The 22873-nt window shown below is 68.6% G+C and carries 26 protein-coding genes and 2 tRNA genes; 17 read left to right on the top strand and 11 right to left on the bottom strand.

Going from position 1 to position 22873, the window contains the following annotated elements; translation table 11 throughout:
* Positions 1 to 153: 153 nt before the first annotated feature.
* Positions 154 to 864 (bottom strand): potassium channel family protein, encoded by a 711-nt coding sequence (locus GZ67_RS0103485; RefSeq protein ID WP_081859864.1) that lies wholly within the window; start codon positions 862 to 864, stop codon positions 154 to 156.
* 184 nt (positions 865 to 1048) lie between these two features.
* On the opposite strand from GZ67_RS0103485, the gene GZ67_RS0103490 reads away from it, so the two are divergent.
* Positions 1049 to 1137: transfer RNA gene (locus tag GZ67_RS0103490), tRNA-Ser, on the top strand.
* Between the two features lie 58 nt (positions 1138 to 1195).
* Positions 1196 to 1870, top strand: a complete 675-nt coding sequence (locus tag GZ67_RS0103495; RefSeq protein ID WP_029263759.1) for a haloacid dehalogenase type II — start codon at positions 1196 to 1198, stop codon at positions 1868 to 1870.
* Positions 1871 to 1895: 25 nt separating this feature from the next.
* On the opposite strand, the gene GZ67_RS0103500 is transcribed toward GZ67_RS0103495, so the two are convergent.
* A complete protein-coding gene (locus GZ67_RS0103500; RefSeq protein WP_029263760.1) occupies positions 1896 to 2408 on the bottom strand; it encodes a hypothetical protein in 513 nt (170 codons plus the stop codon).
* Positions 2409 to 2563: 155 nt separating this feature from the next.
* On the opposite strand from GZ67_RS0103500, the gene GZ67_RS0103505 reads away from it, so the two are divergent.
* From GZ67_RS0103505 to GZ67_RS0103515, 3 genes are all read left to right on the top strand, one after another.
* Positions 2564 to 4186, top strand: coding sequence for a sodium-dependent transporter (locus GZ67_RS0103505; protein WP_029263761.1), 1623 nt, complete (start codon positions 2564 to 2566; stop codon positions 4184 to 4186).
* Positions 4183 to 4317 (top strand): methionine/alanine import family NSS transporter small subunit, encoded by a 135-nt coding sequence (locus GZ67_RS20340; protein WP_081859865.1) that lies wholly within the window; start codon positions 4183 to 4185, stop codon positions 4315 to 4317. The genes GZ67_RS0103505 and GZ67_RS20340 overlap by 4 nt, the downstream gene beginning before the upstream one ends.
* Before the next feature lie 93 nt (positions 4318 to 4410).
* Positions 4411 to 5274 (top strand): AraC family transcriptional regulator, encoded by an 864-nt coding sequence (locus GZ67_RS0103515; protein WP_029263762.1) that lies wholly within the window; start codon positions 4411 to 4413, stop codon positions 5272 to 5274.
* 27 nt (positions 5275 to 5301) lie between these two features.
* On the opposite strand, the gene GZ67_RS0103520 is transcribed toward GZ67_RS0103515, so the two are convergent.
* From GZ67_RS0103520 to chvE, 5 genes are all read right to left on the bottom strand, one after another.
* Positions 5302 to 6081, bottom strand: a complete 780-nt coding sequence (locus GZ67_RS0103520; protein ID WP_029263763.1) for an ATP-binding cassette domain-containing protein — start codon at positions 6079 to 6081, stop codon at positions 5302 to 5304.
* On the bottom strand, positions 6078 to 7256 hold the full coding sequence (locus tag GZ67_RS0103525) for an ROK family transcriptional regulator (protein WP_036304176.1): 1179 nt from the start codon (positions 7254 to 7256) through the stop codon (positions 6078 to 6080). Before GZ67_RS0103525 ends, GZ67_RS0103520 begins: the two co-directional genes overlap by 4 nt.
* Before the next feature lie 37 nt (positions 7257 to 7293).
* Positions 7294 to 8472 carry a multiple monosaccharide ABC transporter permease gene (mmsB, locus tag GZ67_RS0103530; RefSeq protein WP_029263765.1) on the bottom strand — a complete coding sequence of 393 codons (1179 nt, stop codon included), beginning with the start codon at positions 8470 to 8472 and terminating at the stop codon, positions 7294 to 7296.
* Entirely contained in the window at positions 8469 to 10010 is a 1542-nt protein-coding gene (gene mmsA, locus GZ67_RS0103535) for a multiple monosaccharide ABC transporter ATP-binding protein (RefSeq protein ID WP_029263766.1), read from the bottom strand. Before mmsA ends, mmsB begins: the two co-directional genes overlap by 4 nt.
* Positions 10011 to 10074: 64 nt before the next feature.
* Positions 10075 to 11226 (bottom strand): multiple monosaccharide ABC transporter substrate-binding protein, encoded by a 1152-nt coding sequence (gene chvE, locus GZ67_RS0103540; protein WP_029263767.1) that lies wholly within the window; start codon positions 11224 to 11226, stop codon positions 10075 to 10077.
* Between the two features lie 307 nt (positions 11227 to 11533).
* On the opposite strand from chvE, the gene GZ67_RS0103545 reads away from it, so the two are divergent.
* Both GZ67_RS0103545 and GZ67_RS0103550 read left to right on the top strand, forming a co-directional pair.
* The gene (locus GZ67_RS0103545; RefSeq protein WP_029263768.1) at positions 11534 to 12169 is read left to right on the top strand and encodes a GyrI-like domain-containing protein; all 636 of its coding nucleotides are present in this window, start codon (positions 11534 to 11536) and stop codon (positions 12167 to 12169) included.
* Between the two features lie 64 nt (positions 12170 to 12233).
* Positions 12234 to 13034, top strand: a complete 801-nt coding sequence (locus tag GZ67_RS0103550; protein ID WP_029263769.1) for a DUF1206 domain-containing protein — start codon at positions 12234 to 12236, stop codon at positions 13032 to 13034.
* Positions 13035 to 13058: 24 nt separating this feature from the next.
* On the opposite strand, the gene GZ67_RS0103555 is transcribed toward GZ67_RS0103550, so the two are convergent.
* Together GZ67_RS0103555 and GZ67_RS0103560 are read right to left on the bottom strand one after the other, a co-directional pair.
* The gene (locus tag GZ67_RS0103555; protein WP_029263770.1) at positions 13059 to 13706 is read right to left on the bottom strand and encodes a LysE family translocator; all 648 of its coding nucleotides are present in this window, start codon (positions 13704 to 13706) and stop codon (positions 13059 to 13061) included.
* Between the two features lie 62 nt (positions 13707 to 13768).
* Positions 13769 to 14161 (bottom strand): nuclear transport factor 2 family protein, encoded by a 393-nt coding sequence (locus tag GZ67_RS0103560; protein ID WP_029263771.1) that lies wholly within the window; start codon positions 14159 to 14161, stop codon positions 13769 to 13771.
* Positions 14162 to 14250: 89 nt separating this feature from the next.
* Here GZ67_RS0103560 and GZ67_RS0103565 point away from each other — a divergent pair, with 89 nt between their 5' ends.
* The 8 genes from GZ67_RS0103565 (at position 14251) to GZ67_RS0103600 (ending at position 20085) form a co-directional block, all read left to right on the top strand.
* Complete coding sequence (locus tag GZ67_RS0103565) at positions 14251 to 14631, top strand: winged helix-turn-helix transcriptional regulator (protein WP_029263772.1); 381 nt, start codon at positions 14251 to 14253, stop codon at positions 14629 to 14631.
* A 42-nt stretch (positions 14632 to 14673) separates the two neighbouring features.
* A complete protein-coding gene (locus GZ67_RS0103570) occupies positions 14674 to 15981 on the top strand; it encodes an aminotransferase class V-fold PLP-dependent enzyme (protein WP_029263773.1) in 1308 nt (435 codons plus the stop codon).
* Positions 15978 to 16412: a Fe-S cluster assembly sulfur transfer protein SufU gene (gene sufU, locus GZ67_RS0103575; RefSeq protein WP_029263774.1), complete on the top strand. Its 435-nt coding sequence runs from the start codon at positions 15978 to 15980 to the stop codon at positions 16410 to 16412. Before GZ67_RS0103570 ends, sufU begins: the two co-directional genes overlap by 4 nt.
* A gap of 16 nt (positions 16413 to 16428) precedes the next feature.
* The gene (locus GZ67_RS20040; protein WP_051662313.1) at positions 16429 to 17370 is read left to right on the top strand and encodes a GNAT family N-acetyltransferase; all 942 of its coding nucleotides are present in this window, start codon (positions 16429 to 16431) and stop codon (positions 17368 to 17370) included.
* A gap of 68 nt (positions 17371 to 17438) precedes the next feature.
* The gene (locus GZ67_RS0103585; RefSeq protein WP_029263776.1) at positions 17439 to 18080 is read left to right on the top strand and encodes an NADPH-dependent F420 reductase; all 642 of its coding nucleotides are present in this window, start codon (positions 17439 to 17441) and stop codon (positions 18078 to 18080) included.
* 136 nt (positions 18081 to 18216) lie between these two features.
* Complete coding sequence (locus GZ67_RS0103590; protein WP_231481683.1) at positions 18217 to 18870, top strand: GntR family transcriptional regulator; 654 nt, start codon at positions 18217 to 18219, stop codon at positions 18868 to 18870.
* Between the two features lie 109 nt (positions 18871 to 18979).
* Positions 18980 to 19225, top strand: coding sequence for a hypothetical protein (locus GZ67_RS0103595; RefSeq protein ID WP_029263778.1), 246 nt, complete (start codon positions 18980 to 18982; stop codon positions 19223 to 19225).
* On the top strand, positions 19225 to 20085 hold the full coding sequence (locus tag GZ67_RS0103600) for a hypothetical protein (protein WP_029263779.1): 861 nt from the start codon (positions 19225 to 19227) through the stop codon (positions 20083 to 20085). Before GZ67_RS0103595 ends, GZ67_RS0103600 begins: the two co-directional genes overlap by 1 nt.
* A 15-nt stretch (positions 20086 to 20100) precedes the next feature.
* On the opposite strand, the gene GZ67_RS0103605 is transcribed toward GZ67_RS0103600, so the two are convergent.
* A complete protein-coding gene (locus GZ67_RS0103605; RefSeq protein WP_029263780.1) occupies positions 20101 to 20940 on the bottom strand; it encodes an SDR family NAD(P)-dependent oxidoreductase in 840 nt (279 codons plus the stop codon).
* A gap of 130 nt (positions 20941 to 21070) precedes the next feature.
* Here GZ67_RS0103605 and GZ67_RS0103610 point away from each other — a divergent pair, with 130 nt between their 5' ends.
* Entirely contained in the window at positions 21071 to 21655 is a 585-nt protein-coding gene (locus GZ67_RS0103610; protein ID WP_029263781.1) for a hypothetical protein, read from the top strand.
* Positions 21656 to 21719: 64 nt separating this feature from the next.
* Positions 21720 to 21792 (top strand) — tRNA-Arg (locus GZ67_RS0103615).
* 96 nt (positions 21793 to 21888) lie between these two features.
* Here GZ67_RS0103615 and GZ67_RS0103620 read toward each other — a convergent pair.
* Positions 21889 to 22824, bottom strand: a complete 936-nt coding sequence (locus GZ67_RS0103620; protein ID WP_029263782.1) for a LysR family transcriptional regulator — start codon at positions 22822 to 22824, stop codon at positions 21889 to 21891.
* Between the last annotated feature and the right edge of the window lie 49 nt (positions 22825 to 22873).

Below are 22873 nucleotides of genomic sequence, written 5' to 3' on the forward strand. Positions count from 1 at the left end.
CTGATGACGGCGCGGGATCCGGGTGACCGGGGCGGATCCCCGGGGTCGGGTGCGGGCGGCGTCGCATCGCTCATCGTGGCAGCGCACGACGGGCTCGACGTGGTTCACGTCACCCTTTTCGGGCGAGGGGCGCGGGGACGGAGCGGCTCGCCCTCAGACGTCGCTGGTCGTGGCGCGCTTCGCGCTCGCGCCCCGCATGATCCGCGCGACCGCCGTGATCAGGAACAGCTGACCGGTGATGCCCTCGGCGATGGCGACCGCCTGACCGCCGGTGCCGACCGGCACCAGATTTCCGTAACCGGTCGTGGTGAGCGCGGTGAAGGAGAAGAACAGTTGGTTGCCGAGCGAGTCGAGACACTTCTCGCCGAACAGCGGATCCGCCGAGATCTGCGACATCAGGTTGTACACGAAGGCGAAGAACATGCCGACGAGGATGTAGGCGGTGATCGCCGCCAGCAGCGCCTCCAGGTTGAGGCCGTGCCGGGTCACCTGGTGGGCGATGATGGCCCAGGGGGCGACGAGCAGCGCGATCATCGACGCGGCCGAGAGCGGGATGGCCAGCAGCGGCCCGTTGAGCCCGAAGAGATCGGCGACGACGGCGGTGATCCCGGCGACGGAGAGCACGACCCAGGAGACCCGCTGCACCAGGCGTCGGGCCCTGGTCACGTGGAAGACCATGGCGACCGTGGCGAGCATGGGGAGGAATGCCCAAGGGCTCGGGTCGGTGCTGGGCTGTATCGCGCACAGGCCGTACGACACGATGAGCAGGACGAGCACGATCCCGTACCCGAGAGCGCGGTCATCCCACCGGCGGCCGAGCCGACCGCGCAGGTGCTGTTCGTCCACCGCTTCTGTCCGGGGCATGTCGACTCCACTTCGGTGCGGTGGACGCGTCGTCCACGATGTGCGGCCAGTATCCCAGCGCCGGAGTGCATCCCCTCTCAATGGCGTGCGCGTCGGCCGGGAGGGGAACCGCGGCCCCGGTTCGAGACTGTCCGCCGAACCCGTTATGATGGCTGAGTGCATCCGATCTTCGGGTCGGATCCACGGAGACGTCGCATAGTCCGGCCGAGTGCACCACCCTGCTAAGGTGGAGTCCCCTCACGGGGACCAGGGGTTCAAATCCCCTCGTCTCCGCACTGTTCTTCTTCGTTCGCGGCCCCGGTCGTCTGTGGTTCACGGCAGACTCGAGAGCATGTTGCGCGACATCACGACCGTCGTCTTCGACGTGCTCGGCACCCTCGTCGACGAGCCCCGCGGTCTCCGCACCGCCATCGCCGAAGCGGGAGGCCCGGGCTGCGACTCCGAAGAGCTGCTCGGCATCTGGCAGGGTCACATCGAACGTGAGCAGGCGCGCATCGCGCGGGGCGCACGCGACTACGCCGACACCGAGAGCCTCGATCGCGAGGCAGCGCTGCGGGTGGCTGAAGCGGCGGGGCTCGACGACCAGGCCCGCATCGATCGACTGGCCTCCGCGGCCGAGCGGCTTCCACCCTGGGATGACTCCGCCGACGGTGTCGCGCGACTCGCGCAGAGGTTCCGCGTGTTCGGGCTGTCGAATGCGACGACGAAGACGCTGCATCGGCTGGGAGCGCACGCGGGTCTGGAATGGGATCTGGCGCTCTCGGCGGACGCCGTCCGTGCCTACAAGCCGGTCCCCGAGGTCTACGCTCTGGCCGTGCAGGCGGCGGGCGGCGATCCGTCGCGAGTGCTGATGGTCGCGGCCCATGCCTGGGATCTGCGGGGTGCGCAAGCGGTGGGAATGCGCACCGCCTATGTGCGACGCCCGGTGGGAGACCCGCCGACTCCGTCAGACACGTTCGACGGTCGATTCGACGGACTTCAGCAGCTCGCCGACGCGCTCATCTAGAGCGCGGCGGATCGATCCTCTTCTCTCAGCAGCAGCTGCCCGCCGAGCGCGCACTGCCGATGGGCTCGACCTCCGTCGACTCGTCCGCGATGCCGAAGCGGATCAGCGCGCGCGGGTCGAAATGGTCATCGGGTGGTACGACATCGGGCGCCACTGCGTGGAGAAGGGTGAAGTCGGCCGCAGCGCCCACCACCAGCAGGGCTCCGACCGGGAAGCAGTCGATCACGACGTGGAACTCGTCATCGCGCTGCTGCACGGTCAGCCCGGAGATTGACCAGGCGGTGAACTCGTTCGCCGTCGGCGTGCTGCGCCAGTTCTGCTGCACCACGCCGGTCACCCGCAGCAGCGCGGTGGTGCCGCGCAGACGTGTCGACTGCCCCAGTTCCAGGAGCACGCCGACAGTCCCGCCGAGCACATCGACGAGGATCCGTGTGATCTGGGAGCCCACCAGCGCATCATCCGTCAGGAACGGATTCTCCCCGTCCGGGAGTGGCGGAAGCGCGCCGGGTACGCCGATGAGCAGGTCGTTCACGTTCATGGCTATTCGCTCTCCCCAGAGATCCCCCGACCGTTCGAGAGTATGTGATCGCGGTTCACAAATTCTGAACGCCGAATGTGAAGGGGCACCAGGGTGCGGGGCGACGCCGACGAGGTGTGCTGCGTTCGTCGTGGCCCTCCGGTAGTCTCACCGGCATGGCCACCGCATCGACGCAGACCCATAAACGCGAGGCTTTCGGATCGCGGAACGTGTTCATCCTGTCGGCGATCGGATCTGCGGTCGGCCTCGGGAACATCTGGCGGTTCCCCTATGTCGCCTATGAGGGCGGCGGTGGGGCCTTCCTCATCCCCTATCTGTGCGCGCTGCTGACCGCCGGCATCCCGCTGCTGTTCTTCGACTACGCGATCGGGCACCGGTTCCGCGGGTCGGCGCCACTCGCCTTCCGACGCATGCACCGGGCGGCCGAGCCCCTCGGCTGGTGGCAGGTGCTGATCTGCGTCGTGATCGCGGTCTACTACGCGGTGATCATCGCGTGGGCGGCCATGTACACCTGGTTCTCGGCCCAGCTCACCTGGGGGCCGGGGAACGAGAACGACTTCTTCTTCATCGACTTCCTGCGGTCGGCGGACGTCGCGAAGGTCGGCGTCTCCACCGAGTTCGTGCCGCAGGTCGGCATCCCCCTGGTCGTGGTCTGGCTGATCGTGATCGTGATCATGGCGCTCGGCGTGAAGCGCGGCATCGGCCGCGCGAACATGATCCTGATGCCGTTGCTCACCGTGATGTTCGCGATCCTCGTGGTGCAGTCGCTCTTCCTCCCCGGTGCGATGGAAGGTCTGAACGCGTTCTTCACCCCGAACTGGGAGGCGCTCGCCGACCCGGGCGTCTGGGCCTCCGCCTATGGGCACATCTTCTTCTCGCTGTCGGTCGCCTTCGGCATCATGGTGACCTACTCCTCTTATCTCAAGCGCAAGACCGACCTCACCGGATCCGGGCTGGTCGTGGCGTTCGCGAACTCCGGCTTCGAGATCCTCGCCGGTATCGGCGTCTTCGCCGCACTCGGGTTCATGGCGCAGGCACAGGGGACCGAGGTCGCCGGCGTCGCGTCCTCCGGCATCGGGTTGGCGTTCATCGCCTTCCCGACGATCGTCTCGCAGGCCACCGGGGGCTCGATCATCGGCGTGCTGTTCTTCGGCGCGCTCGTGTTCGCGGGGGTCACCTCACTCATCTCGATCCTCGAAGTGATCGTCGCCGCGCTGCAGGACAAGCTGGGCTGGGCGCGCGTGCGCACGACGCTCACGGTGGCCATCCCGCTTGCGATCGTCTCGATGGCGCTCTTCTCGACGACCACGGCTTTGTCGGTGCTCGATACGGCGGATGCCTTCGTCAATGCGTTCGGCATCATGGCCGTCGCGCTGGTGGCGGTGATCATCGTGGCCTGGCTGCTGCACAAGCTCCCGGTGTTCGTCGAGCACCTCAACCGCCGCTCCAGCTTCCGGGTCGGACTGCTCTGGAAGCTGCTCGTCGGCGTGCTCGCGCCGCTCGTGCTCGGTTATCTGCTCGTCAGCGAGCTCATGACGAAGATCAATGAGCCGTACAGCGGGTATCCGGGGTGGTTCCTCGCGATCTTCGGCTGGGGCATGGTGATCGCCCTCGTCGTGCTGGCGCTGCTGCTGTCGGCGCTGCCGTGGAGCGGACGCTCGCACGCGAAGGACGACCCGGAGTACGACGAGTTCCTGGCCGAGGAGCAGTACGAGCCGGATGCGGAGACGTCGGCTGTTCCGATCGTCGCGACGCCGGAGAAGGGAGAACGCGCATGACCACGACAGCGATCGTCATGATGATCATCGCCATGGTCACGATCTGGGGCGGCCTCGTCGCCGCGATCGTGAATCTCGCCCGTCATCCCGAGGCCGCCGAGAACGAGCCGGCACCGCCCGTCGAGCTGTGACCGCGCGCTGACGGCGAGCCGATCGCATCCGACCGGAGAAGTCGGGTGTCGGTGTCCCTGGCGCGGCGACGATGGTGGGGAAAGGAGGACCTCATGATCGGAACGCTCAACGCCCTGGTCGATCTCGTCGAAGCCACTCGCTCCGACGAGATCGACGTCGCCGGGTTCGCACGCGAGCACGGCACGACCGAATACCACCTGCGGCGGATGTTCTCGGCGCTGGCCGGCATGCCGCTCTCGGAGTACGTGCGGCGCCGTCGCATGACGCTCGCCGGCGCGGAACTCGCCGCCGGCGCCTCGAGCCTGCTCGATGTGGCGGTGCGCCACGGCTACGGCTCGGTCGAGGCTTTCGGTCGCGCCTTCCGTGCCGTGCACGGTATCGGACCGGCCGACGCGCGCCGAGACGGGGGTCCTCTCCGTACACAACCCACGCTCCGGTTCCGCCTGAGCGTCGAAGGGAGCACCCCGATGGACGTCACCATCACCCACCGTCCCGCGTTCGTCCTCGCCGGTCACGCCGCCGAGGTCCCGCTCATCCACGAGGGCGTCAACCCGCACATCCAGGCGCACATCGCCGCGATCCCGCTTGAGGAGCACGCGCGCCTCAAGGCGCTCGCCGACGCCGAACCGGCCGGGATCCTCGCGATCACCGCCGACATCGAGCCGGATGCTGCGGAGGGCACGCCGCTCACATACCTGCACGGCGTCGCGCTGCAGGACACCACCGCGGTGCCCGACGACCTCGATTCCCTACGCCTCGACGAAGGGTCCTGGGCGGTCTTCGCCGCGCGGGGTCCGTTCCCGGCGACCCTGCAGAACCTGTGGGCGGCCACGGCGACCGAGTGGTTCCCCTCGAACCCGTGGCGGCTGCGGCCCGGCCCCTCGATCGTGCGCTACCTCGAGTTCACCGGCGACTCCGCGTCGTGCGAGCTCTGGCTGCCCGTCGAGCAGGGCTGAACACCCGATGCCCCGCGTCGACGTCGATCAGCGCGGGGCATCGCCCTTCCTCGGCGGGCGATAGGTACCGATGATCGCGGCGATGAGATCGGAGTAGGCGGCGTCCTGGCTGGAGAAGCTGCCGTTGTTGCGGCCGTGCCGCAGCACCTCGACACGGTCGGACACCGCCTGCACGTCGGCGATGTTGTGACTGATGAACACGACGCCCAGCCCGAGCTCACGGAGCTGCTCGATGTGGGTGAGCACGTCGGCGGTCTGCGCGACGCTGAGCGAAGCGGTCGGCTCATCGAGCACGACCAACCGGGGCTGGCTGATGAGGGTGCGCGCGATCGCCACGGCCTGTCGTTGGCCACCGGACAGGGAGTTGAGCGGCGTGCGGGTCGACGGGATGTTGGCCGCCAGATCGGTCAACGCCTGCCGGGTCGCATTCTCCATCTCGCCCTCGCGCAGCATGCCCTTGGAGGTGCGCAGCTCGCGTCCGAGGAAGACGTTCGCCGTGACGTCGAGGTTCTCGCAGACGGCGAGGTCCTGGAAGACCGTCGCGATGCCGAGTCGGTTCGCCTCGGCGGGGGAGGAGATGTCGACGCGCTCGCCGTTGATGCGGATCTCGCCGGATGTCGGGGTGAGAGCACCCGCGATGACCTTCGCCAGCGTCGACTTGCCGGCGGCGTTGTCGCCGACGAGACCGACCACCTCGCGCGCGTTCACCGTGAAATCGACGTCGGTGAGCGCCTCGACGGCACCGAAGCGCTTCGTGATGCCGCGCAGGGTGAGCAGCGGCTCCGCCTGCGACGCCGAGAGAGTCATGAGCGGCCCTCGAGAAGCTGGGACGGATCGGTCGACTGCAGGATGTGGATGGTCGCGCCCACGAGCACCGTGTCCTTACCGAACGACGCGGGGATCGGCTCGCGGCGAGGAGCGCGGCGCTGCGGCGCGTGCTCGCGCAGGGCGGCGCCGAACGGCAGCAGGAAGACCGGGCCGGCGTCGGTGAGCTCGCCGCCGATCGTGATGATCTCGGGGTCGAGCGTCTGACAGACACCCGCGACCACACGGCCGAGCGTCGCGCCCGCATCGGACACGACCCGCGCGCAGCCGGGGTCGCCGGCGGCGGCACGGGCGATGACGTCCTTGAACGTGACCTGGCCGTAGGCGGCCCGCAGCGGTGCCGTGACGGCCTCGGCTCCGACGACGGTCTCGAGGCAACCGCGCTGCCCGCAGGGGCAGATGGATCCGGCGGGGTCGACCTGCACGTGTCCGATCTCACCCGCCGTGCCCCCGCGTCCGCGGTAGAGCCGCGAATCGATGATCACGCCGGCACTCGTCGTGTACGAGGCGTTGATGAACAGGCTGTCCGCGACGTCCCGTGCCGTGCCGAGCGTCGCCTCGGCGAGCGCGGCGAGGTTGGCGTCCTTCTCGACCAGCACCGGGCATCCGAGGCGCTGTTCGACGACCGCGGCGATGGGCTGCGATTCCCACCGCCTCATGACGCCCGGATAGGCGACCAGACCGGTGTCGGGGTCGATCGGCGCCGGAATCGCGATGCAGAGGCCGATCAGCTCGTCGGCCTGCGCCGCGATCATGTCCAGCATCTCGATGATGAGGAGCGTGATGCGATCGAGCACCGTGTCCTCGGCGTGGTCGGCCGGCAGCGGCATCGACCGGTCGGCGAGCACGGACTGCCCGACGTCGTTGAGACGCACCCGCATGCTGCGACTTCCGATGTGGACGGCGGCCACCAGCCCGGCACGCCGGGCGATGGTGACGAGCTGTGCGCGACGGCCACTCCGCGAGGTCGGATGGGTCTCCACCAGACCCGAGAGCGACAGCTCCTTCACGATCGCCGACACCGTCGCCGTCGACAGGGTGGTCGCTTCGGCGAGCTCGACCTGGGTGAGCCCGCCGAAGCGCTTGACCGCGTCGACGATCTTGGCCGTGTTGGCCTCGCGCAATCCCGACTGGGAACCGCTCGACCATCTGCTCATAGCGGGAGCATATCGCGTGGGATCGGCACCGCCGGGGTCAGCGGGCGGCCCCCGCCCGACGCTTGTTCCAGACGTCGAAGGCCACGGCGATCAGGAGCACCAGGCCCTTCACGACCTGCTGTGTCGCCTGATCGAGGCCCATGAGCTGCATGCCGTTGCTCATCACCGCCATGATCAGACCGCCGACGATCGCCCCGCCGACGCGCCCCACGCCACCGGTGACCGCGGCGCCCCCGATGAAGCAGGCAGCGATCGCGTCGAGCTCGAACATGTTCCCCGCTCCCGGCTGCGCGCCGTTCGTGCGCGAGGAGAAGACGACGCCGGCGACACCGGCGAGCAGTCCCATGTTCACGAAGATCCAGAAGTTGACCCGCCGCACGTTCACGCCGCTCAGCAGTGCGGCGTGCAGGTTGCCGCCGATCGCGTAGACGTGACGCCCGAACACGCTCTTCTGCGTGATGACCGAGTAGGCGATGATCAGCACCGCGAGGAGGATCAGCACGAAGGGGAGACCGCGGCTGGTGGACAACTGGTAGCCGAACCACATCACGACGGCCGCGATCAGGGCGATCTTCAGGATGAACCAGCCCAGCGCCTCGACCGACTGCTGGTGCGCGACCTTCGAGCGTCGGCTGCGCACCTGCCACACCGCATAGCCGCCCACGCCGATGGCGAAGATCACGAGCGTGAACACGTCGACCCCGTAGCCGCCGAAGAGTCCGTTGAAGAATCCGTTGGCTATCGAGTAATAGGTGCCGCCGAAGGGCGAGAGCGAGACGTTGCCCAGCACGATGAAGGTTAGGCCGCGGAAGAGCAGCATGCCGGCGAGCGTCACGATGAACGCCGGGATGCCGACGAACGCCACCCAGAAGCCCTGCCATGCCCCGACCAGGAGGCCGACCACGAGTGCGGCGATGACGCCGACCCACCAGGGCAGCTGCATCCGGATCACGAGGACCGCGGCGGTGGCACCCGTGAGGGCGACGACCGAGCCGACCGAGAGGTCGATGTGACCGGCGATGATGACGATCACCATGCCGATCGCGAGGATCAGGATGTAGGAGTACTGCAGCACGATGTTCGTGAGGTTCCCCGGGGAGAGGAACGTCGGGTTCAGGATGGCGAAGAAGGCCACGATCGCGATGAAGGCGACGAGGATGCCGCTCTGGCGCAGGTTGCGCGTGGCGAGGCTCAACAGGTTGGTGACGCCGGTCATCGTTCGGCCGTCCTTTCGACAGTCATGAGTTGCATGAGGTTCTCCTGGGTGGCCTCGGCGGCCGGCAGCTCGCCGGTGATCCTGCCGAAGGCCAGGGTGTAGATGCGGTCGCAGATGCCCAGCAGCTCGGGCAGCTCGGACGAGATGACGAGCACGCCCTTCCCCGCCGCGACCAGGCGGTTGATGATCGTGTAGATCTCGTACTTGGCACCGATGTCGATGCCGCGCGTGGGCTCATCGAGGATCAGCACGTCGGGCTCCGTCTGGATCCACTTGCTCAGCACGACCTTCTGCTGGTTGCCGCCGGAGAGGTTGCCCACGAGCTGGAGCACACTGGGCGTCTTGATGTTCATCTCGGCGCGGTACTGCTCCGCGATCCGGAGTTCCCGGTTCGCGTCGATCCAGCCGCCGGGGCTGATCATCCGCAGTGACGCGAGGGTGATGTTGTGGCGGATGTCGTCGATGAGGTTCAGCCCGAACTTCTTGCGATCCTCGGTCGCGTAGGCGATCCCGGCGCGGATGGCGGCGCTCGTGGTCGACGTGTCGACCTCTTTGCCGCGGACGAGCACGCGTCCCTTCGCGTTCCGCCCGTAGGTGCGGCCGAAGACGCTCATGGCGAGTTCCGTGCGTCCGGCACCCATCAACCCGGCGATGCCCACGACCTCTCCGGCACGCACGGTGAGGGAGGCATCGTCGACCATGATCCGTCCCGGCTGGGTCGGGTGATGCACGGTCCAGTTCTCGATCCGCAGCACCTCCTCGCCGAGTTCCGGCACTCGCTCCGGGAAGCGGTGGGCGAGGTCGCGCCCGACCATGCCGCGGATGATCCGGTCCTGCGTCGAGGCCGGATCGCTCATGTCGAGTGTCTCGATGGACCGGCCGTCGCGGAGGATCGTGGTGCGGTCGGCGATCGCGTCGATCTCGTTGAGTTTGTGCGAGATGATGATCGACGTCATCCCGCCGTCGCGCAGGCGCCGGAGCAGGTCGAGCAGGTGCGCCGAGTCGGTGTCGTTGAGCGCGGCGGTCGGCTCGTCGAGGATGAGCAGGCGCACGTTCTTCGACAGTGCCTTCGCGATCTCGACGAGCTGCTGCTTGCCCACGCCGAGCTGGCCGACCGGCGTGGCGGGGTTCTCGTCGAGACCGACCTGGGCGAGCAGCTGCGAGGCCTCGGAGTTCGCGCGGTCCCAGTCGATGAGTCCGCCCGCCCCCCGACGCTCGTTGCCGAGGAAGATGTTCTCCGCGACGCTGAGGTAGGGGATCAGCGCGAGCTCCTGATGGATGATCACGATGCCGACGTGCTCGGAGTCGCTGATGGATCCGAACTTCGCCTCCTCGCCCTCGTAGACGATCTCGCCCTCGTACGCACCGTGCGGGTAGACACCCGACAGCACTTTCATGAGGGTGGACTTCCCCGCCCCGTTCTCGCCGCAGATCGCGTGGATCTCGCCGCGGCGGACATCGAGGTCGACGCCCTGGAGCGCCTTGACGCCGGGAAAGCTCTTCTCGATCTCCCGCATCTGCAGTACCGGTGTCGTCATGAACCGGCTCCTTTCCGTCGAGAGGGGCGTGACGTCGTGTCGACGTCACGCCCCGGAGCGATGATTACTCGGCGACGCCGGAGTCGACTTCGGCCTGGGTCCAGTAACCCGAGTCGACCAGCAGCGGGGTGATGTTGTCCTTGTAGACGATGTCCGACTGCAGGAGGTACGACGGCACGACCTTCACGCCGTTGTCGTAGGTCTCCGTGTCGTTCGCCTCGGGCTCCTCGCCCTCGAGCATGTCCTCCGCGACGACGACCGACTGCTCGGCGAGCTTGCGCGTGTCCTTGAAGATCGACGCGAACTGCACGCCCTGATCGATCAGGCTGATGGAGCCGATCTCGGCATCCTGTCCGGTGACGATCGGGAGACCGTCGGCGATGGTCGCGCCGAAACCGCCGGTGCCCTGGAGTGCCGTGATGATGCCGCGCGAGATCCCGTCGTAGGGGGAGAGCACTCCATCGAGCTTGGTGCCGCCGCCGTACGTCGAGGTGAGCAGATCCTCCATGCGCTTCTGCGCGGTCTCCTGTTGCCAGCGCAGGATCGCCGCCTGCTCGATGTCGGTCTGACCCGACGGCACCGAGAGCACGCCCTCGTCGATGTAGGGCTGCAGCGTGTCCATCGCCCCCTGCCAGAAGAAGTGCGCGTTGTTGTCGTCGAGCGAGCCCGCGAAGAGCTCGATGTTGAACGGGCCCTTCTCTCCGGTGTCCTTGCCGTCCTCGTCGAGCACGCCGAGGCCGACCAGCAGCGAGGTGGCCTGCTGCACGCCGACCTTGTAGTTGTCGAACGTCACGTAGAAGTCGACGTTCTCGCTGTCGCGGATGAGGCGGTCGTAGGAGATGACCGGGATCTTCGCTGCCGCAGCGGCGTCGAGCTGCGACGACAGCGCGGTGCCGTCGATCGCGGCGATGACCAGGAGGTCTGCGCCCTTGGTGATCATCTGGTCGATCTGCTGGCCCTGCGTCGGGATGTCGTCGCCGGCATACTGCAGTTCGACCTGGTAGCCGGCCTTCTCCAGCCCCTCCTGCACGGCGGTGCCGTCGGCGATCCAGCGCTCGGAGGTCTGCGTCGGCATGGACACGCCGATCAGCAGGTCGCCCTTGTCGCCGGAAGCCTTCTCGCCGCCGCCCGCGGAGCCGGCTCCTCCTCCGCCGCAACCGGCGAGGGCGAGAACTCCCGCGAGACCGAGGGCCGCGAGTGCGTACTTCTTCTTCATTCCGAGCTCCTTTGCTGTGCAATGCGTCCTCCGGCCGAAGTCCGGAGGGTGGGCGTCCCGGCCATTCGGGATCCGCCTCGGATCACTTTCTTGAGTTCGAGACTCGAAGTCAAGCGAACGTGATCGTTTCGTGATCATTCGAGCACCGGGGTGCACGGCCCGGTTTTCGTCGCCAGCGACCGGAGTTTTGCCGTCCGAGACCGACAGAAGCCCGAATTACCTTCGAGACTCGAAGCTAACTCGGGCGGGCGGTAGCCGGTGTCTGTGCCCCGTGTCACACTGGGCACACGAACCAGGAAGGCCCGTCATGGCGGCGATCGATCCCAAGAAGACGCTCGACGCGTATCGCGCGAAGCGCGGTCAGGTCCGCATCCTCGAGGTCCCGCCGATGCAGTACCTGATGATCGACGGCGCCGGAGACCCGAACACCTCCTCGGCCTATGCGGAGGCCGTCTCGGCTCTGTTCCCCCTGGCCTACACGCTCAAGTTCGCGAGCCGCGACGAGCTCGGTATCGACACGGTCGTGATGCCTCTCGAAGGGCTCTGGCACGCATCGGACATGGAGTCGTTCACCACTCATCGCGACAAGTCCGCCTGGCAGTGGACGCTGATGATCATGGTCGGCGACCACATCACGTCTTCGATGTTCGCCGACGCGGTGGAGTCCGTGGCGCAGAGAGCGGCGAAGAAGAAGGAGCCGGTGCCCGCACTCGGCTCCGTGCGGCTGGAGACCCTCGACGAGGGGATGAGCGTGCAGACTCTGCACGTCGGTCCGTTCGACGATGAGGGGCCGGTCCTCGACGACCTGCATCACCGCTTCATCCCCGAGCACGGCCTGACGATGACCGGGCTGCATCACGAGATCTACCTGAGCGACCTGCGTCGCACCGATCCGGCGAAGCTGCGCACCATCCTCCGGCAGCCCGTATCGTCGAGCGCCTGATGCCGAGAGGCGCCGGGAAAGCAAGCCCCTCCGCCGGGTGGGTCCTCGGCGATACCCTTCAATGATGAGCACGGTCAAGCACGCTGCGCGCGTCGCCAAGGGGTCCACCGCCTTCCGCCGCATCGCCCGTGTCGGGTTCGTCGTCCTCGGCCTGATCCACGTCATCATCGGTGCGATCGCCATCACCATCGCCGCGGGGGCCTCGGGCGACGCCGACCAGGACGGGGCGATGGAGCAGATCCGGAACAACCCGGTCGGCGGATTGCTGCTCGTGCTCGTCGCCACGGGGCTGATCGCTCTGGCCGTGTGGCAGATCGCGAGTGCGTTCCTCGCCGCCGACCCCGCCGAGACGAAGAAGTGGGGGCAGCGCGTCAAGCTCTTCGGCATCGCCCTCGCCTACCTCGTGGTCGCGGGCATGGCCCTCATCTACGCGCTGGGCGGCAATGCCGACTCGGAGACGGCATCGAAGACTCTCAGTTCCGTGGTGCTGGCGGCCCCCGGCGGGGTGGCGCTCCTCGTCGTCATCGGGCTGTCCGTGGTCGGAGTCGGGATCGGGTTCGTCGTGGGCGGCTTCACCCGGGGCTTCGAGAAGCTGCTCGACCTGCCATCGGGCGTCGCACGCGGCGGCATCGTGACACTGGGGGTCATCGGCTACTTCGGCAAGGGCATCGCGGTGGCCGTGACCGGCGTGCTGTTCGTGGTCGCCGCCGTCACGCAGGATCCGGAGAAGGGCGCGGGGCTCGACGCCGCGCTGCACAGTCTGCTGGAGCTGCCGCTCGGCGGACTCATCCTGGGGGCGGTCGGCGCGGGCTTCGCGATCTACGGGGTCTTCTGCATCGCCCGGGCGCGCTTCGCCCGCATGTGAGCAGGACCGGGCCGGGCCGGGCGGTCACGCGGTCGCGGGCTTCTCGCTCCACACCAGCAGGAAAGCCCCGAGCGCGATCATTAGTCCGCCGCCGGTCGCACCCATCGCCTCGATGCGGCGAGGTGAGCGGCCGAACCAGTCGCGGGCGGCGCTGGCGAGGAGCACCCAGACGGCATCGCACGTCACGCCGATGACGACGACGATCACTCCGAGCAGGAAGAGCTGCGCGGGGACGGAACCCGCGTGCAGATCGACGAACTGCGGCAGGATCGCGAGGAAGAACGCGATGGACTTCGGATTGGTGACTCCCACGACGAAGCCCTCGGTGAGCAGCCGCCATCCCGAGCGCCGCGCCGGAGCGGCGATCATCGCGCGCGCCGCATCCTTCCGGTGCCGGATGGCCTGGATGCCGAGGAAGATCAGGTAGCCGGCGCCGAGCACCTTGACGACGGTGAACAGCACGGCCGACTGGGCGATGATCGTGCCGACGCCGAGCGCGACCGCGACGACCAGCACGATCGAGCCGATCGCCGTGCCGAGGATGCTGAGGAACCCGCCCATCCGCCCGAGAGCCATGGCCCGGCCGATCGTGAACAGCACGGTCGGACCGGGGATCACGACCATGACGAACGCCGCGACGACGAAGGCGAGCAGCGTGTCCGGGGCGATCATGGGTCGAGCCTAGGGGCGCGGGCGTCGAGCGGTCGAGAGTGCGACCGCCCGACGCCGGTCGGTCAGCCCTGACCCCAGAAGCGGTCCTCCGCCTCCTGGTCCTCGCTGATGAGCCAGACTTCGGCGATGCGGTCGCCCGCGATGCGGAAGACGTCGACGCCGTGCTGGTCGAGGTCATCGTGTCCGGCGCGCTGCGCACGGAAGCGCACGGTGGCGGAGACGAGGTCGCCGGCCTCCGTCGCCGAGTCGGTCTCGAGCACGAACGTGCCGCCGCTGAGTTCCATGAAGCGGCCGAGGTGGGCGAGGATCGCGTCGGGGCCGACGTGGTCGCCGGATGCCTGGTTGGCGCCGGGCTGGTGCCACACGGCATCCGGATGGAAGGTGGCCGCCAGTGCCCCCATGTCTCCCGCGGCCAGGGCCGCACCGTACTGTCCTACAACGTCGATCGCCGACATGATGCTCCTTCTCGTGTGGTCGGTACTCTGGAGCATCCAGCGTCTCGCCGAGGGCGCGGTTACTTCAACGTCACCGGGAGGAGCAGCGCATGTCGCGCACGTGGACGGTGTTCTCCGCCAGCTGTCCGTCTCGGGCGTCGCTCGCCCGCATCGCGAACAAGTGGACCGCGATGATCGTGGTCCTCCTGCACGAGCAGCCGCTGCGCTTCGGCGAGCTGCACCACCGGATGGATGGGATCACGAAGAAGGTGCTCGTCGACACGCTCCGTGCCCTCGAACGCGACGGCATGCTGGAGCGAGCGGTCGGCGACGACGGTCATTCGCGCTACCTGCTCACCCCGCTCGGCCGAAGCCTGCATGAACCGCTCCAGGCGCTGCAGGTCTGGGCGGAGTCCCACGTGGAGGACGTGCTCGACGCGCAGGACCGCTACGACGAGGTCGCCGACGCGAAGACGCTCGACGGGCGCTGACCCGCGGGCCCACCCCGGGCTCGCAGGTGGGAAACTGGAACGATGAGCGTTTCTTCCGGTGTCGACGTGATCGCCCCTCTGAGCGAGGCCGAGGTGCGGCGTATCCGCGAGGACTTCCCGATCCTGCACACGCAGGTGCGGGGGCATCAGCTCGTGTACCTCGACTCGGGCGCGACCTCGCAGCGTCCGTCGGCCGTGCTGGACGCCGAGCGCGAGTTCTCGATCACCATGAACTCGGCAGTGCACCGCGGGGCGCACACTCTGGCCGCCGAGGCCACCGAGCTGTTCGAAGACGCTCGAAGCACGCTCGCCCGCTTCATCGGGGCCGACGACGACGAGGTCGTCTGGACCTCGAACGCGACTGAGGCGATCAACCTCGTCGCCTACTCGCTGTCGAACGCGTCGCTCGGGCGCGGGGGAGCGGCCGCCGAGCGGCTCCGCTTGCGTGAGGGTGACGAGATCGTCACGACCGAGATGGAGCACCACGCGAACCTCATCCCGTGGCAGGAGCTCGCGGCCCGCACCGGCGCGACACTGAAGGTGATCCCTCTCGACGACGACGGTGCACTGCGGCTCGACGCCGCCTCCGAACTCATCACGGCCCGGACGAAGCTCGTGGCGTTCACGCACGTCTCCAACGTGCTCGGCGTGATCAACCCGGTCGAGCGCCTGGTCGCCCTGGCCCGCGAGGTCGGCGCCCTGACCCTGCTCGACGCCTGCCAGTCCGCACCGCACCTGCCGCTCGACGTGCGCGCGCTCGACGTCGACTTCGCCGTGCTGTCCGGGCACAAGATGCTCGGTCCCACCGGCATCGGGGTGCTCTACGGTCGGCGCGAGGTCCTGGCCGCGATGCCCCCGTTCCTCACCGGCGGTTCGATGATCACCACCGTCACGACGACCGAGGCCGAGTATCTGCCGCCGCCGCAGCGGTTCGAGGCCGGCACGCAGCGGGTGTCGCAGGCCATCGCGCTCGCCGCGGCCGTGGACTACCTGACTGAGGTGGGGATGCCGCGCATCGCCGCGCATGAGGCCGCGTTCGGGCGTCGGCTCGTCGACGGGTTGAGCGCGATCGACGGGGTCCGCGTGCTCGGTGCCGGGATCGATCTGCCGCGCGTGGGGCTCGCGAGCTTCGACGTCGCCGGCATCCACTCGCACGACGTCGGGCAGTTCCTCGACGACCTCGGCATCGCCGTGCGCGTCGGACACCACTGCGCCCAGCCGTTGCACCGACGCCTCGGCGTCACCTCGTCCACCAGGGCGAGCACCTACCTGTACACGACAGAGGCCGAGGTGGATGCCGTGATCGAGGGCGTTGCCGGAGCGATCGACTTCTTCCGGAGGGGCGCATGAGCGACCTGCAGAACCTGTATCAGGAGCTGATCCTGGATCACTCGCGCACCCCGCACGGCTACGGGCTGCGTGACGAGATCCCGGCGCAGTCGCACCAGCTCAACCCGACCTGCGGCGACGAGATCACGCTGCAGGTGCACCGTGGTCCCGACGGGGGCGTCGAGGCGATCGCGTGGGAGGGCCATGGATGCGCGATCTCGCAGGCCTCCGCCTCGCTCCTCGCCGAACTCGCCGAAGGACTCAGCGTCGAAGACCTCGAGGTGCGTATCGCGGCGTTCCGCGAGACGATGCGCTCCCGCGGCAAGATCGAGCCCGACGAGGAGCTGCTCGGCGATGCCGCGGCCCTCGGCGGGGTGTCGAAGTACGTGGCGCGGGTCAAGTGCGCCATGCTCGCCTGGGTCGCCGCCGAGGACGCGCTCACCCGCAGCTGAGGTGCAGGATGGATGCATGCCCGTGCATCTGAAGCCCCTGCCCGCTGGACGCTTCGACGAGTGGCGAGGCGCGGCCAGACAGCGCCTCATCGACGGCAACCGCGCATCGGGGAGGCGTGTCGGGGATGATGCGGTCGCGTTCGCCGATGAATACTTCGACGAGCTGCTGCCGCACGGGGCGGCGACGCCGACGGCACGGGTCATGCGGATCCTCGACGAGGGCCGGCGCGAGCTCGGCACCCTGTGGCTGGTGCTCGCCGGCACGAAGCTGTTCCTCCTCGACCTCGCCGTCGAGACCGAGCTGACCGGCACTCAGAACGACGAGCTGGTCGCGCGGATCCTCACCATCGCACACGACATGGGCGCCACGCAGATCAGTGTGCCGCTGCTCCCGCAGGATGCGGCGGGTCACGCGCTGGTCGACGATCGCGGCTTCACGGTCGCGTCGATCCAGATGGTGCTCGAGCCGCTGCCCTCGCGTGATGTCGCCGCACACGTGGAGGTGCTGCCGATGACCGCGGAGAGGTTCCCCCGCTTCGTCACGGCATCGGAAGCGGGATTCGCCCAGGACCTCGTGGCATCCGGTCGGTTCTCCCCGGAGGACGCCGCGGCGGAGTCGCACCGTCAGCTGGTCGAGGAGTTGCCGGACGGACTCGCCACCCCGGGGCAGGAGCTCTTCACGGCGACCGTCGACGGTGTCGAGGTCGGCATCCTCTGGCTCGGCATGCGCGAACGCGACGGACATGCGCATGCGTTCGTGCTCGACATCGAGGTCGCCGCAGATCAGCGCCGCAAGGGGTACGGGCGCGAGCTGATGCACGCTGCCGAACGCGAGGCCCGACGACTCGGCGCCGACTCGATCGGGCTGCACGTATTCGGCTTCAACGCCGCTGCCGTCGAGCTGTACGAGAGCCTCGGCTACCGGCGGACCGAGGAGACGCTGCTGCGCGAACTGTGACGCCGGTCACGGGACGACACAGCCCGACACGAAGGGAATAGTCCGCGGTGCTCGACGTTGCCCCCAGCATGACTACTCTCGGAATCATCGGTGCAGGACACATCGGCAGCCAGGTCGCGCGGGTCGCGGTGGCGAACGGCTACGACGTCGTGATCGCCAACTCCCGCGGTCCGGAGACGCTCGCGGACCTCGTGGAAGAGCTCGGACCCCGTGCGAAGGCTGCCTCGGCGGAAGACGCCGCGGCCGCTGCGGACGTCGCGGTCGTGACCGTTCCTCTCGGGGCGATCGACGCGCTCCCCGCCACACAGCTCGCCGGCAAGATCGTGCTCGACACGAACAACTATTACTTCGAGCGCGACGGCCACATCGAGGCGCTCGACAAGGGCGAGACGACGACGTCGGAGCTGGTGCAGCGCGCGCTGCCGGACTCGAAGATCGCCAAGGCGTTCAACCACATCTTCGCGGCCGAGATCACGACCGACGGCAAGCCGGACGGAGCCCCGAACCGTCGTGCGCTGGCCACCGCCGGCGACGACGCCGAGGCCGTCGCGTTCGCGACGCGCTTCTACGACGAGGCCGGCTTCGACACGGTCAACGTCGGGCCGCTCAGCGAGTCGTGGCGGGTCGAGCGTGATCGCCCGGCGTACGTCGTGCGGCAGAACGCCGACGAGCTGACCGCGAACATCGCGATCGCCAACCGCCTCCCCTGAGCCCGGCGGGACGAGCGCGACGGAGACCTTCCGCGTCTCGCGCGCTCGTCCCGGACCGAGGCATCCCGGGCGTGTTGGGATACCAAAAGTTGAGTAACCCGGCCCGTGATGCGAGAATGCCCAGATGGCGGGGGCTATGGGGACAAGCGGCGAACTCGAATCGGTCAGGGTCACGCGCATCCTGCGCGACGACATCGTGCTGGGCCGACGTGCGCCCGGGTCGCGTCTGGTCGAACGCGACATCGCGGCCGAGTTGAGCGTCTCTCGCCTCCCGGTCCGCGAGGCCATCCGCACCCTCGTGGCCGAAGGGGTCGTCGTCGCACGCCCACGCACCTGGGCGGTCGTGCGCGAGTTCACCCGCCGCGACATCCAGGATTTCGCCGAGGTCCGTGAGGCCATCGAGACGCTCATCTTCGTCTTCGCCGCCGAGCGTCACGATGAGGCGGGTATCGCCCGGATCAGAGCCGCCTACGAGCGCGAGTTCGCGGCGGCCACGGCCCAGGACTCCGAGGCTGCGCGGATCGCGGCGGCCGAATTCCACGAGGTCGCGGTCGAACTCGCGGGGAACGAGATGCTCGGGGAGCTCATCGCGGTGTTCCTCACCCGGCTGCGGTGGCTGTTCGGACAGCACGACGATCTGCTCGCCATGGCCGAAGAGCACCGCATCATCCTCGAGGCGATGGCCGCACGCGACACGGAGGCGCTGCGCCGCATCGTGCCGGCACACCTCGCCAGCGGCCAGTCGGCAGCGGAGCGGCGCCTCGACGACGGCAGCGACCTGTTGGTCTGAACCGCCGCCGTCCCGCTCGCGCACATTCGGGAACACCGACGACGGGTCCAGTTGTATATTGGTCCGATCGGAGTCGGTCCGGAAACGTTGCGCTGTTCTGGGGAGCGAGATGCGGAGTCTTGCTGTCGCGGTCGGGTGCCTGCTGCTTCTCGGAGGAGTCGCGCTGGTCGCGATCGCCGATCAGGAGCGGGTGGCAGCCCTCACCGCAGTCAAAGCGGAGATCGTCCGTGTCGAGCGCGCCCTGGAGGAATCCCACGGGGAGAACCTCGAGCTCGCGCAGAAGCTCACCGCTCTGCGGTCGCAGATCGCTGAGCAGGATGCCGAGATCGGCGACACCACGGGGTTCCTGCAGTGATGCGCCGGGTGCTGGCGGTAACGCTCGCGGCGGCGGTCGTGCTGTCCGCCGGAGTGCTCGCGCGGGCGGATGCCCTCGATCGGGAGCGCGTCGCGGTCGTGGCGGAATTCGGCAGCCTGTCGCAGGAATACCACGAGGCCAGGCAGCGCACCGAGTATCTCGAGGCGACGATCGCGCAGGCGGAGCAGGACACGGCCGACCGCGCGGCGGTGCTCGCGGTGCGGCCGGCGTTCGTCGCCGAGATCACGGCCCTGAGCCGCGTCTTCGACAATGCACAGGGGATGGTCGACACCGCCTCTCATCGGGCTGCCGCGCTGTCGGCCCAGCAGACCGTGCTGGCCGAGTCGAGGGACCCCGCCACGGTCACGGCGGCCACGGCCACGGTGCATGCGCTCGCCGAGAAGGTCGGCACTCAGGTCGCCTCGGTGCAGGCCGCGCAGAGCGCAGGACCGGGTGGCCCGGCCTGGACATCGAGCGGGCCGGACGGGTACGCGCGGGTGCGGGCGGCGCTCGACCTCGTCGGCGGAGGTGGTGTCGGGCTGTACGAGTCGTCGTCGTGCGCGGGCGGGAACGCGCCGGCCTGCGCCAACAGCAACGGCTACATCAAGTACCGCGGCGACATCGCGGACTGGAGCGCCGGTCGGTTGAACTGGGCCATGGCGCACGAGCTCGCGCACATCTACCAGTTCCGGGTCTGGGGTGCGCTCACGTCTTCCGGCGCGTACGCCTCGATGTTCGGCAACGACCCGGAGTTCCTCGCCAACTGCATGGCCGTCGTCCGCGGCTACCCCGGCTCGGTCGGCTGCAACGGCGATCAGCAGGCGTGGGCATCGGGGATCTGGGTGGGCGCGGTCCGCTGACCCGGCCCGGTGCGGTCAGGCGACCGGCGTCGTCGTGTCGATCGCCGCGCGCAGCGGTCGTCGCATCACGCGCCAGTACGACGACGGGGCGATGCGCGTGAGCACGTCGATTAGCCGTGCCTCACGTCCGACCATCGTGCGGGCAGCCCTTCGCTCGGTCGCTCGGACGATGCGGGCCGCAGCGTCCGCCGGATCGGTGTGGTACATCGCGGCCTGCGCGGCGGCGGCACGAGCGGCGATTTCCGGATCGATCGCGGCGGCGTAGCGCCCGTGCAGGATGATTCCGGTGCGGACGCCGGCCGGATAGACGGCGCCGACGCTGACCGTGGTGCCCTCCAGCTCGTGCCGCAGTGCCTCGGAGAAGCCCCGCACGGCGAACTTGCTCAGCGCGTACGGGATGCGTCCGGCTGGAGCGGCGAGCGCATACACGCTCGCGAAGTGGGTGATGTGCGCGGCGGGCGCAGCGCGGAGGGCGGGCAGCAGCGCCTTGGTGATCGACACCGTGCCCCAGAGATTCACGTCGGTGAGCCAGCGCATCTCCTCCATCGTGAGCTGGTCGAGGTTTCCGAGCATCGATGATCCGGCGCAGGTGATCAGGGCGTTGACCCTCGGATGCGCTGCGGTGATCTCGGTGGCGGCGGCGAACACGGCGTCGTCGTCGCGGAGGTCGACCACGTGCCTGGTCACCCGGGCGTCTCCCAGTTCGGCGGCGAGGGTCGCGAGCGCGGCACTGTCGTGGTCGATCAGGGCGAGGTGCGCTCCTCGGGTGGCCAGCAGGCGGGCGATGTCGGCGCCCATGCCGTTCGCGGCTCCCGTGATCACGGTGGTGCTGCCGGCGAGATCGAGGTGTTTCATGAGTCTCCTGCGGTGCGCGATCCGGGGCCGTGGCGGTGGATGTCGGAGGGGTGGGGCATGCTGATCCGGAACCATTCTGGCCGACACCGGGCCCCAGTGATACCGGTACGCTCGTGGAGAGGAGGTGCCGGTGGGACGGACAGCGGATGCCATCGCCGAAGGCGTCGCGATCGCGACGGCTGCCGCGCGCCTCGCCGTGAAGAATCACATCCTCATCGGCACCATCGCCGAAGACGGCGTCTTCGACATGGAGAAGTACATCGACGATGCGCGGGAGGCGCTGCGGGCGATGGCCGAGGAGTCGGAAGAAGCGGCCGCCAACGTCACCGCGCTGCGTAAGCGGGCCAGGGGTCGGCACTCCGATCCGGTCGGCACGCACGACTACCGCGACCGCGATGTGCGAAACCTGCGCCGCCGGGCCAAGCAGTCCACCGGGGTCGGCCAGCGCCTGCGCGAGATGATGGAAGACCGGGAACGTCTGGCGCAGATCGTCGAAGAGGCGCGGGACGCCGCCTGGGCCGACGTGCGCCACAATCTCGACCGCCGATTGCGGGTCGAGGGCATGCGACCGGATCAAGATCCCGACTACGGGCGCATGCGCGAGGCACGCATGCAGGCGCTGCGTCTGGTCGACCTGCAGGCGCTCTCCTCCGAGCAGCGCGCGCGGGCCAAGCGGCGCAAGAAGCAGCAGAAAGCCGAGGCGGCGAGCGACTGAGGCCTCGTTTCGCTTTCGCGTCAGGACTGTTGTAGGCTGTTCCACGGCCCGCTGAGCGGGCTGGGCGCCCGTAGCTCAATGGATAGAGCATCTGACTACGGATCAGAAGGTTAGGGGTTCGAGTCCCTTCGGGCGCACACTGTGTTGAGACAGTACAGAATCCCCGTCGCGAAAGCGGCGGGGATTCTGCTGTATCCGGGCTGATTTCTCGGGGCTGCGGGTGGAGCGCCGCGTCAGAGCAGGCTGGTGATCGCGGGGTCGCGGCGGGCGACCTCCGCGGCCGTGGCGACGATGACCTCGCGGATCGCCGCGACCGCGACGGCGGGGGTGACGTCTGCCCGGTGGGCGAGGCTCACGGTGCGGGTCATCATCGGGTGGGTCAGGCGAACCGACCGCAGTGCAGGACGATCGAGCAGCACCATCGCCGGGACCACCGCGACGCCGACACCGCGTTCGACGAAGCGCAGCACGGCATCCATCTCGGCTCCCTCGAGCACGTGAGTGGGCACCAGGCCCTCGGCGCGGAAGGCGGCGTCGGTGGTCGCTCGCAGCTCGTACGTCTCGTCGAGGGCGATCAGCGGGAGCGTGGCCAGATGGGCGAGGCTCATCGCGGGCATGGTCGAGACCGGCGGCTCCGTCGCGGCGGAGATGACGACGAGCTCTTCGGCGAGCAGCGGCATGCGCGTGAGGCTGAAGCCCGACGGCGGTGGACCGTCGGATTCGGTGATGAGGGCGATGTCGACCGCGCCGACGGCGAGCTGATCGACGAGCCGTCGGGAGCCGCTCTCGGTCAGGTGCAGGTCCACGCCGGGGTGGCTCGAATGGAACACGCTGATCGCTTCGGCGACGAGGCTGATGCACAGCGTGGGCGGCGCGCCTAGCCGTACACGGCCACGACGTAGCCCGGCCAGCTCGCCCATCTCGTCCTTGATGGCGTCGGCTTCGGCGAGCATGCGCTGTGCGCGGGGGAGGAGTGTCTCGCCCGCGGCGGTGAGCGCGATGTGGCCACGCGCGCGGTGGAACAGTTCGGCGCCGAGTTCGCGTTCGAGGGTGGAGATCTGTCGGCTCAGCGACGGCTGTGCCAGGTGCAGGTGCTCGGAGGCGCGGGTGAAGTGTCCGAGGCGTGCGACCTCGACGAACCCGCGGAGCTGCTCGAGGTTCATGGCCATAGCCTACCGGCATCGTTTCCACTCGAACTATGCATTGGAGTTATTAGGG

Origin of the sequence: Microbacterium sp. Cr-K20, assembly GCF_000708325.1 — a bacterium.
Classification (GTDB): domain Bacteria; phylum Actinomycetota; class Actinomycetes; order Actinomycetales; family Microbacteriaceae; genus Microbacterium.

Excerpts from the sequence above, each read along its gene's own strand:
- GZ67_RS0103485 (WP_081859864.1), bottom strand. The coding sequence starts at position 864 with ATGCCCCGGACAGAAGCGGTGGACGAACAGCACCTGCGCGGTCGGCTC.
- GZ67_RS0103495 (WP_029263759.1), top strand. The coding sequence starts at position 1,196 with ATGTTGCGCGACATCACGACCGTCGTCTTCGACGTGCTCGGCACCCTC.
- GZ67_RS0103500 (WP_029263760.1), bottom strand. The coding sequence starts at position 2,408 with ATGAACGTGAACGACCTGCTCATCGGCGTACCCGGCGCGCTTCCGCCA.
- GZ67_RS0103505 (WP_029263761.1), top strand. The coding sequence starts at position 2,564 with ATGGCCACCGCATCGACGCAGACCCATAAACGCGAGGCTTTCGGATCG.
- GZ67_RS20340 (WP_081859865.1), top strand. The coding sequence starts at position 4,183 with ATGACCACGACAGCGATCGTCATGATGATCATCGCCATGGTCACGATC.
- GZ67_RS0103515 (WP_029263762.1), top strand. The coding sequence starts at position 4,411 with ATGATCGGAACGCTCAACGCCCTGGTCGATCTCGTCGAAGCCACTCGC.
- GZ67_RS0103520 (WP_029263763.1), bottom strand. The coding sequence starts at position 6,081 with ATGACTCTCTCGGCGTCGCAGGCGGAGCCGCTGCTCACCCTGCGCGGC.
- GZ67_RS0103525 (WP_036304176.1), bottom strand. The coding sequence starts at position 7,256 with ATGAGCAGATGGTCGAGCGGTTCCCAGTCGGGATTGCGCGAGGCCAAC.
- mmsB (WP_029263765.1), bottom strand. The coding sequence starts at position 8,472 with ATGACCGGCGTCACCAACCTGTTGAGCCTCGCCACGCGCAACCTGCGC.
- mmsA (WP_029263766.1), bottom strand. The coding sequence starts at position 10,010 with ATGACGACACCGGTACTGCAGATGCGGGAGATCGAGAAGAGCTTTCCC.
- chvE (WP_029263767.1), bottom strand. The coding sequence starts at position 11,226 with ATGAAGAAGAAGTACGCACTCGCGGCCCTCGGTCTCGCGGGAGTTCTC.
- GZ67_RS0103545 (WP_029263768.1), top strand. The coding sequence starts at position 11,534 with ATGGCGGCGATCGATCCCAAGAAGACGCTCGACGCGTATCGCGCGAAG.
- GZ67_RS0103550 (WP_029263769.1), top strand. The coding sequence starts at position 12,234 with ATGAGCACGGTCAAGCACGCTGCGCGCGTCGCCAAGGGGTCCACCGCC.
- GZ67_RS0103555 (WP_029263770.1), bottom strand. The coding sequence starts at position 13,706 with ATGATCGCCCCGGACACGCTGCTCGCCTTCGTCGTCGCGGCGTTCGTC.
- GZ67_RS0103560 (WP_029263771.1), bottom strand. The coding sequence starts at position 14,161 with ATGTCGGCGATCGACGTTGTAGGACAGTACGGTGCGGCCCTGGCCGCG.
- GZ67_RS0103565 (WP_029263772.1), top strand. The coding sequence starts at position 14,251 with ATGTCGCGCACGTGGACGGTGTTCTCCGCCAGCTGTCCGTCTCGGGCG.
- GZ67_RS0103570 (WP_029263773.1), top strand. The coding sequence starts at position 14,674 with ATGAGCGTTTCTTCCGGTGTCGACGTGATCGCCCCTCTGAGCGAGGCC.
- sufU (WP_029263774.1), top strand. The coding sequence starts at position 15,978 with ATGAGCGACCTGCAGAACCTGTATCAGGAGCTGATCCTGGATCACTCG.
- GZ67_RS20040 (WP_051662313.1), top strand. The coding sequence starts at position 16,429 with ATGCCCGTGCATCTGAAGCCCCTGCCCGCTGGACGCTTCGACGAGTGG.
- GZ67_RS0103585 (WP_029263776.1), top strand. The coding sequence starts at position 17,439 with ATGACTACTCTCGGAATCATCGGTGCAGGACACATCGGCAGCCAGGTC.
- GZ67_RS0103590 (WP_231481683.1), top strand. The coding sequence starts at position 18,217 with ATGGGGACAAGCGGCGAACTCGAATCGGTCAGGGTCACGCGCATCCTG.
- GZ67_RS0103595 (WP_029263778.1), top strand. The coding sequence starts at position 18,980 with ATGCGGAGTCTTGCTGTCGCGGTCGGGTGCCTGCTGCTTCTCGGAGGA.
- GZ67_RS0103600 (WP_029263779.1), top strand. The coding sequence starts at position 19,225 with ATGCGCCGGGTGCTGGCGGTAACGCTCGCGGCGGCGGTCGTGCTGTCC.
- GZ67_RS0103605 (WP_029263780.1), bottom strand. The coding sequence starts at position 20,940 with ATGAAACACCTCGATCTCGCCGGCAGCACCACCGTGATCACGGGAGCC.
- GZ67_RS0103620 (WP_029263782.1), bottom strand. The coding sequence starts at position 22,824 with ATGGCCATGAACCTCGAGCAGCTCCGCGGGTTCGTCGAGGTCGCACGC.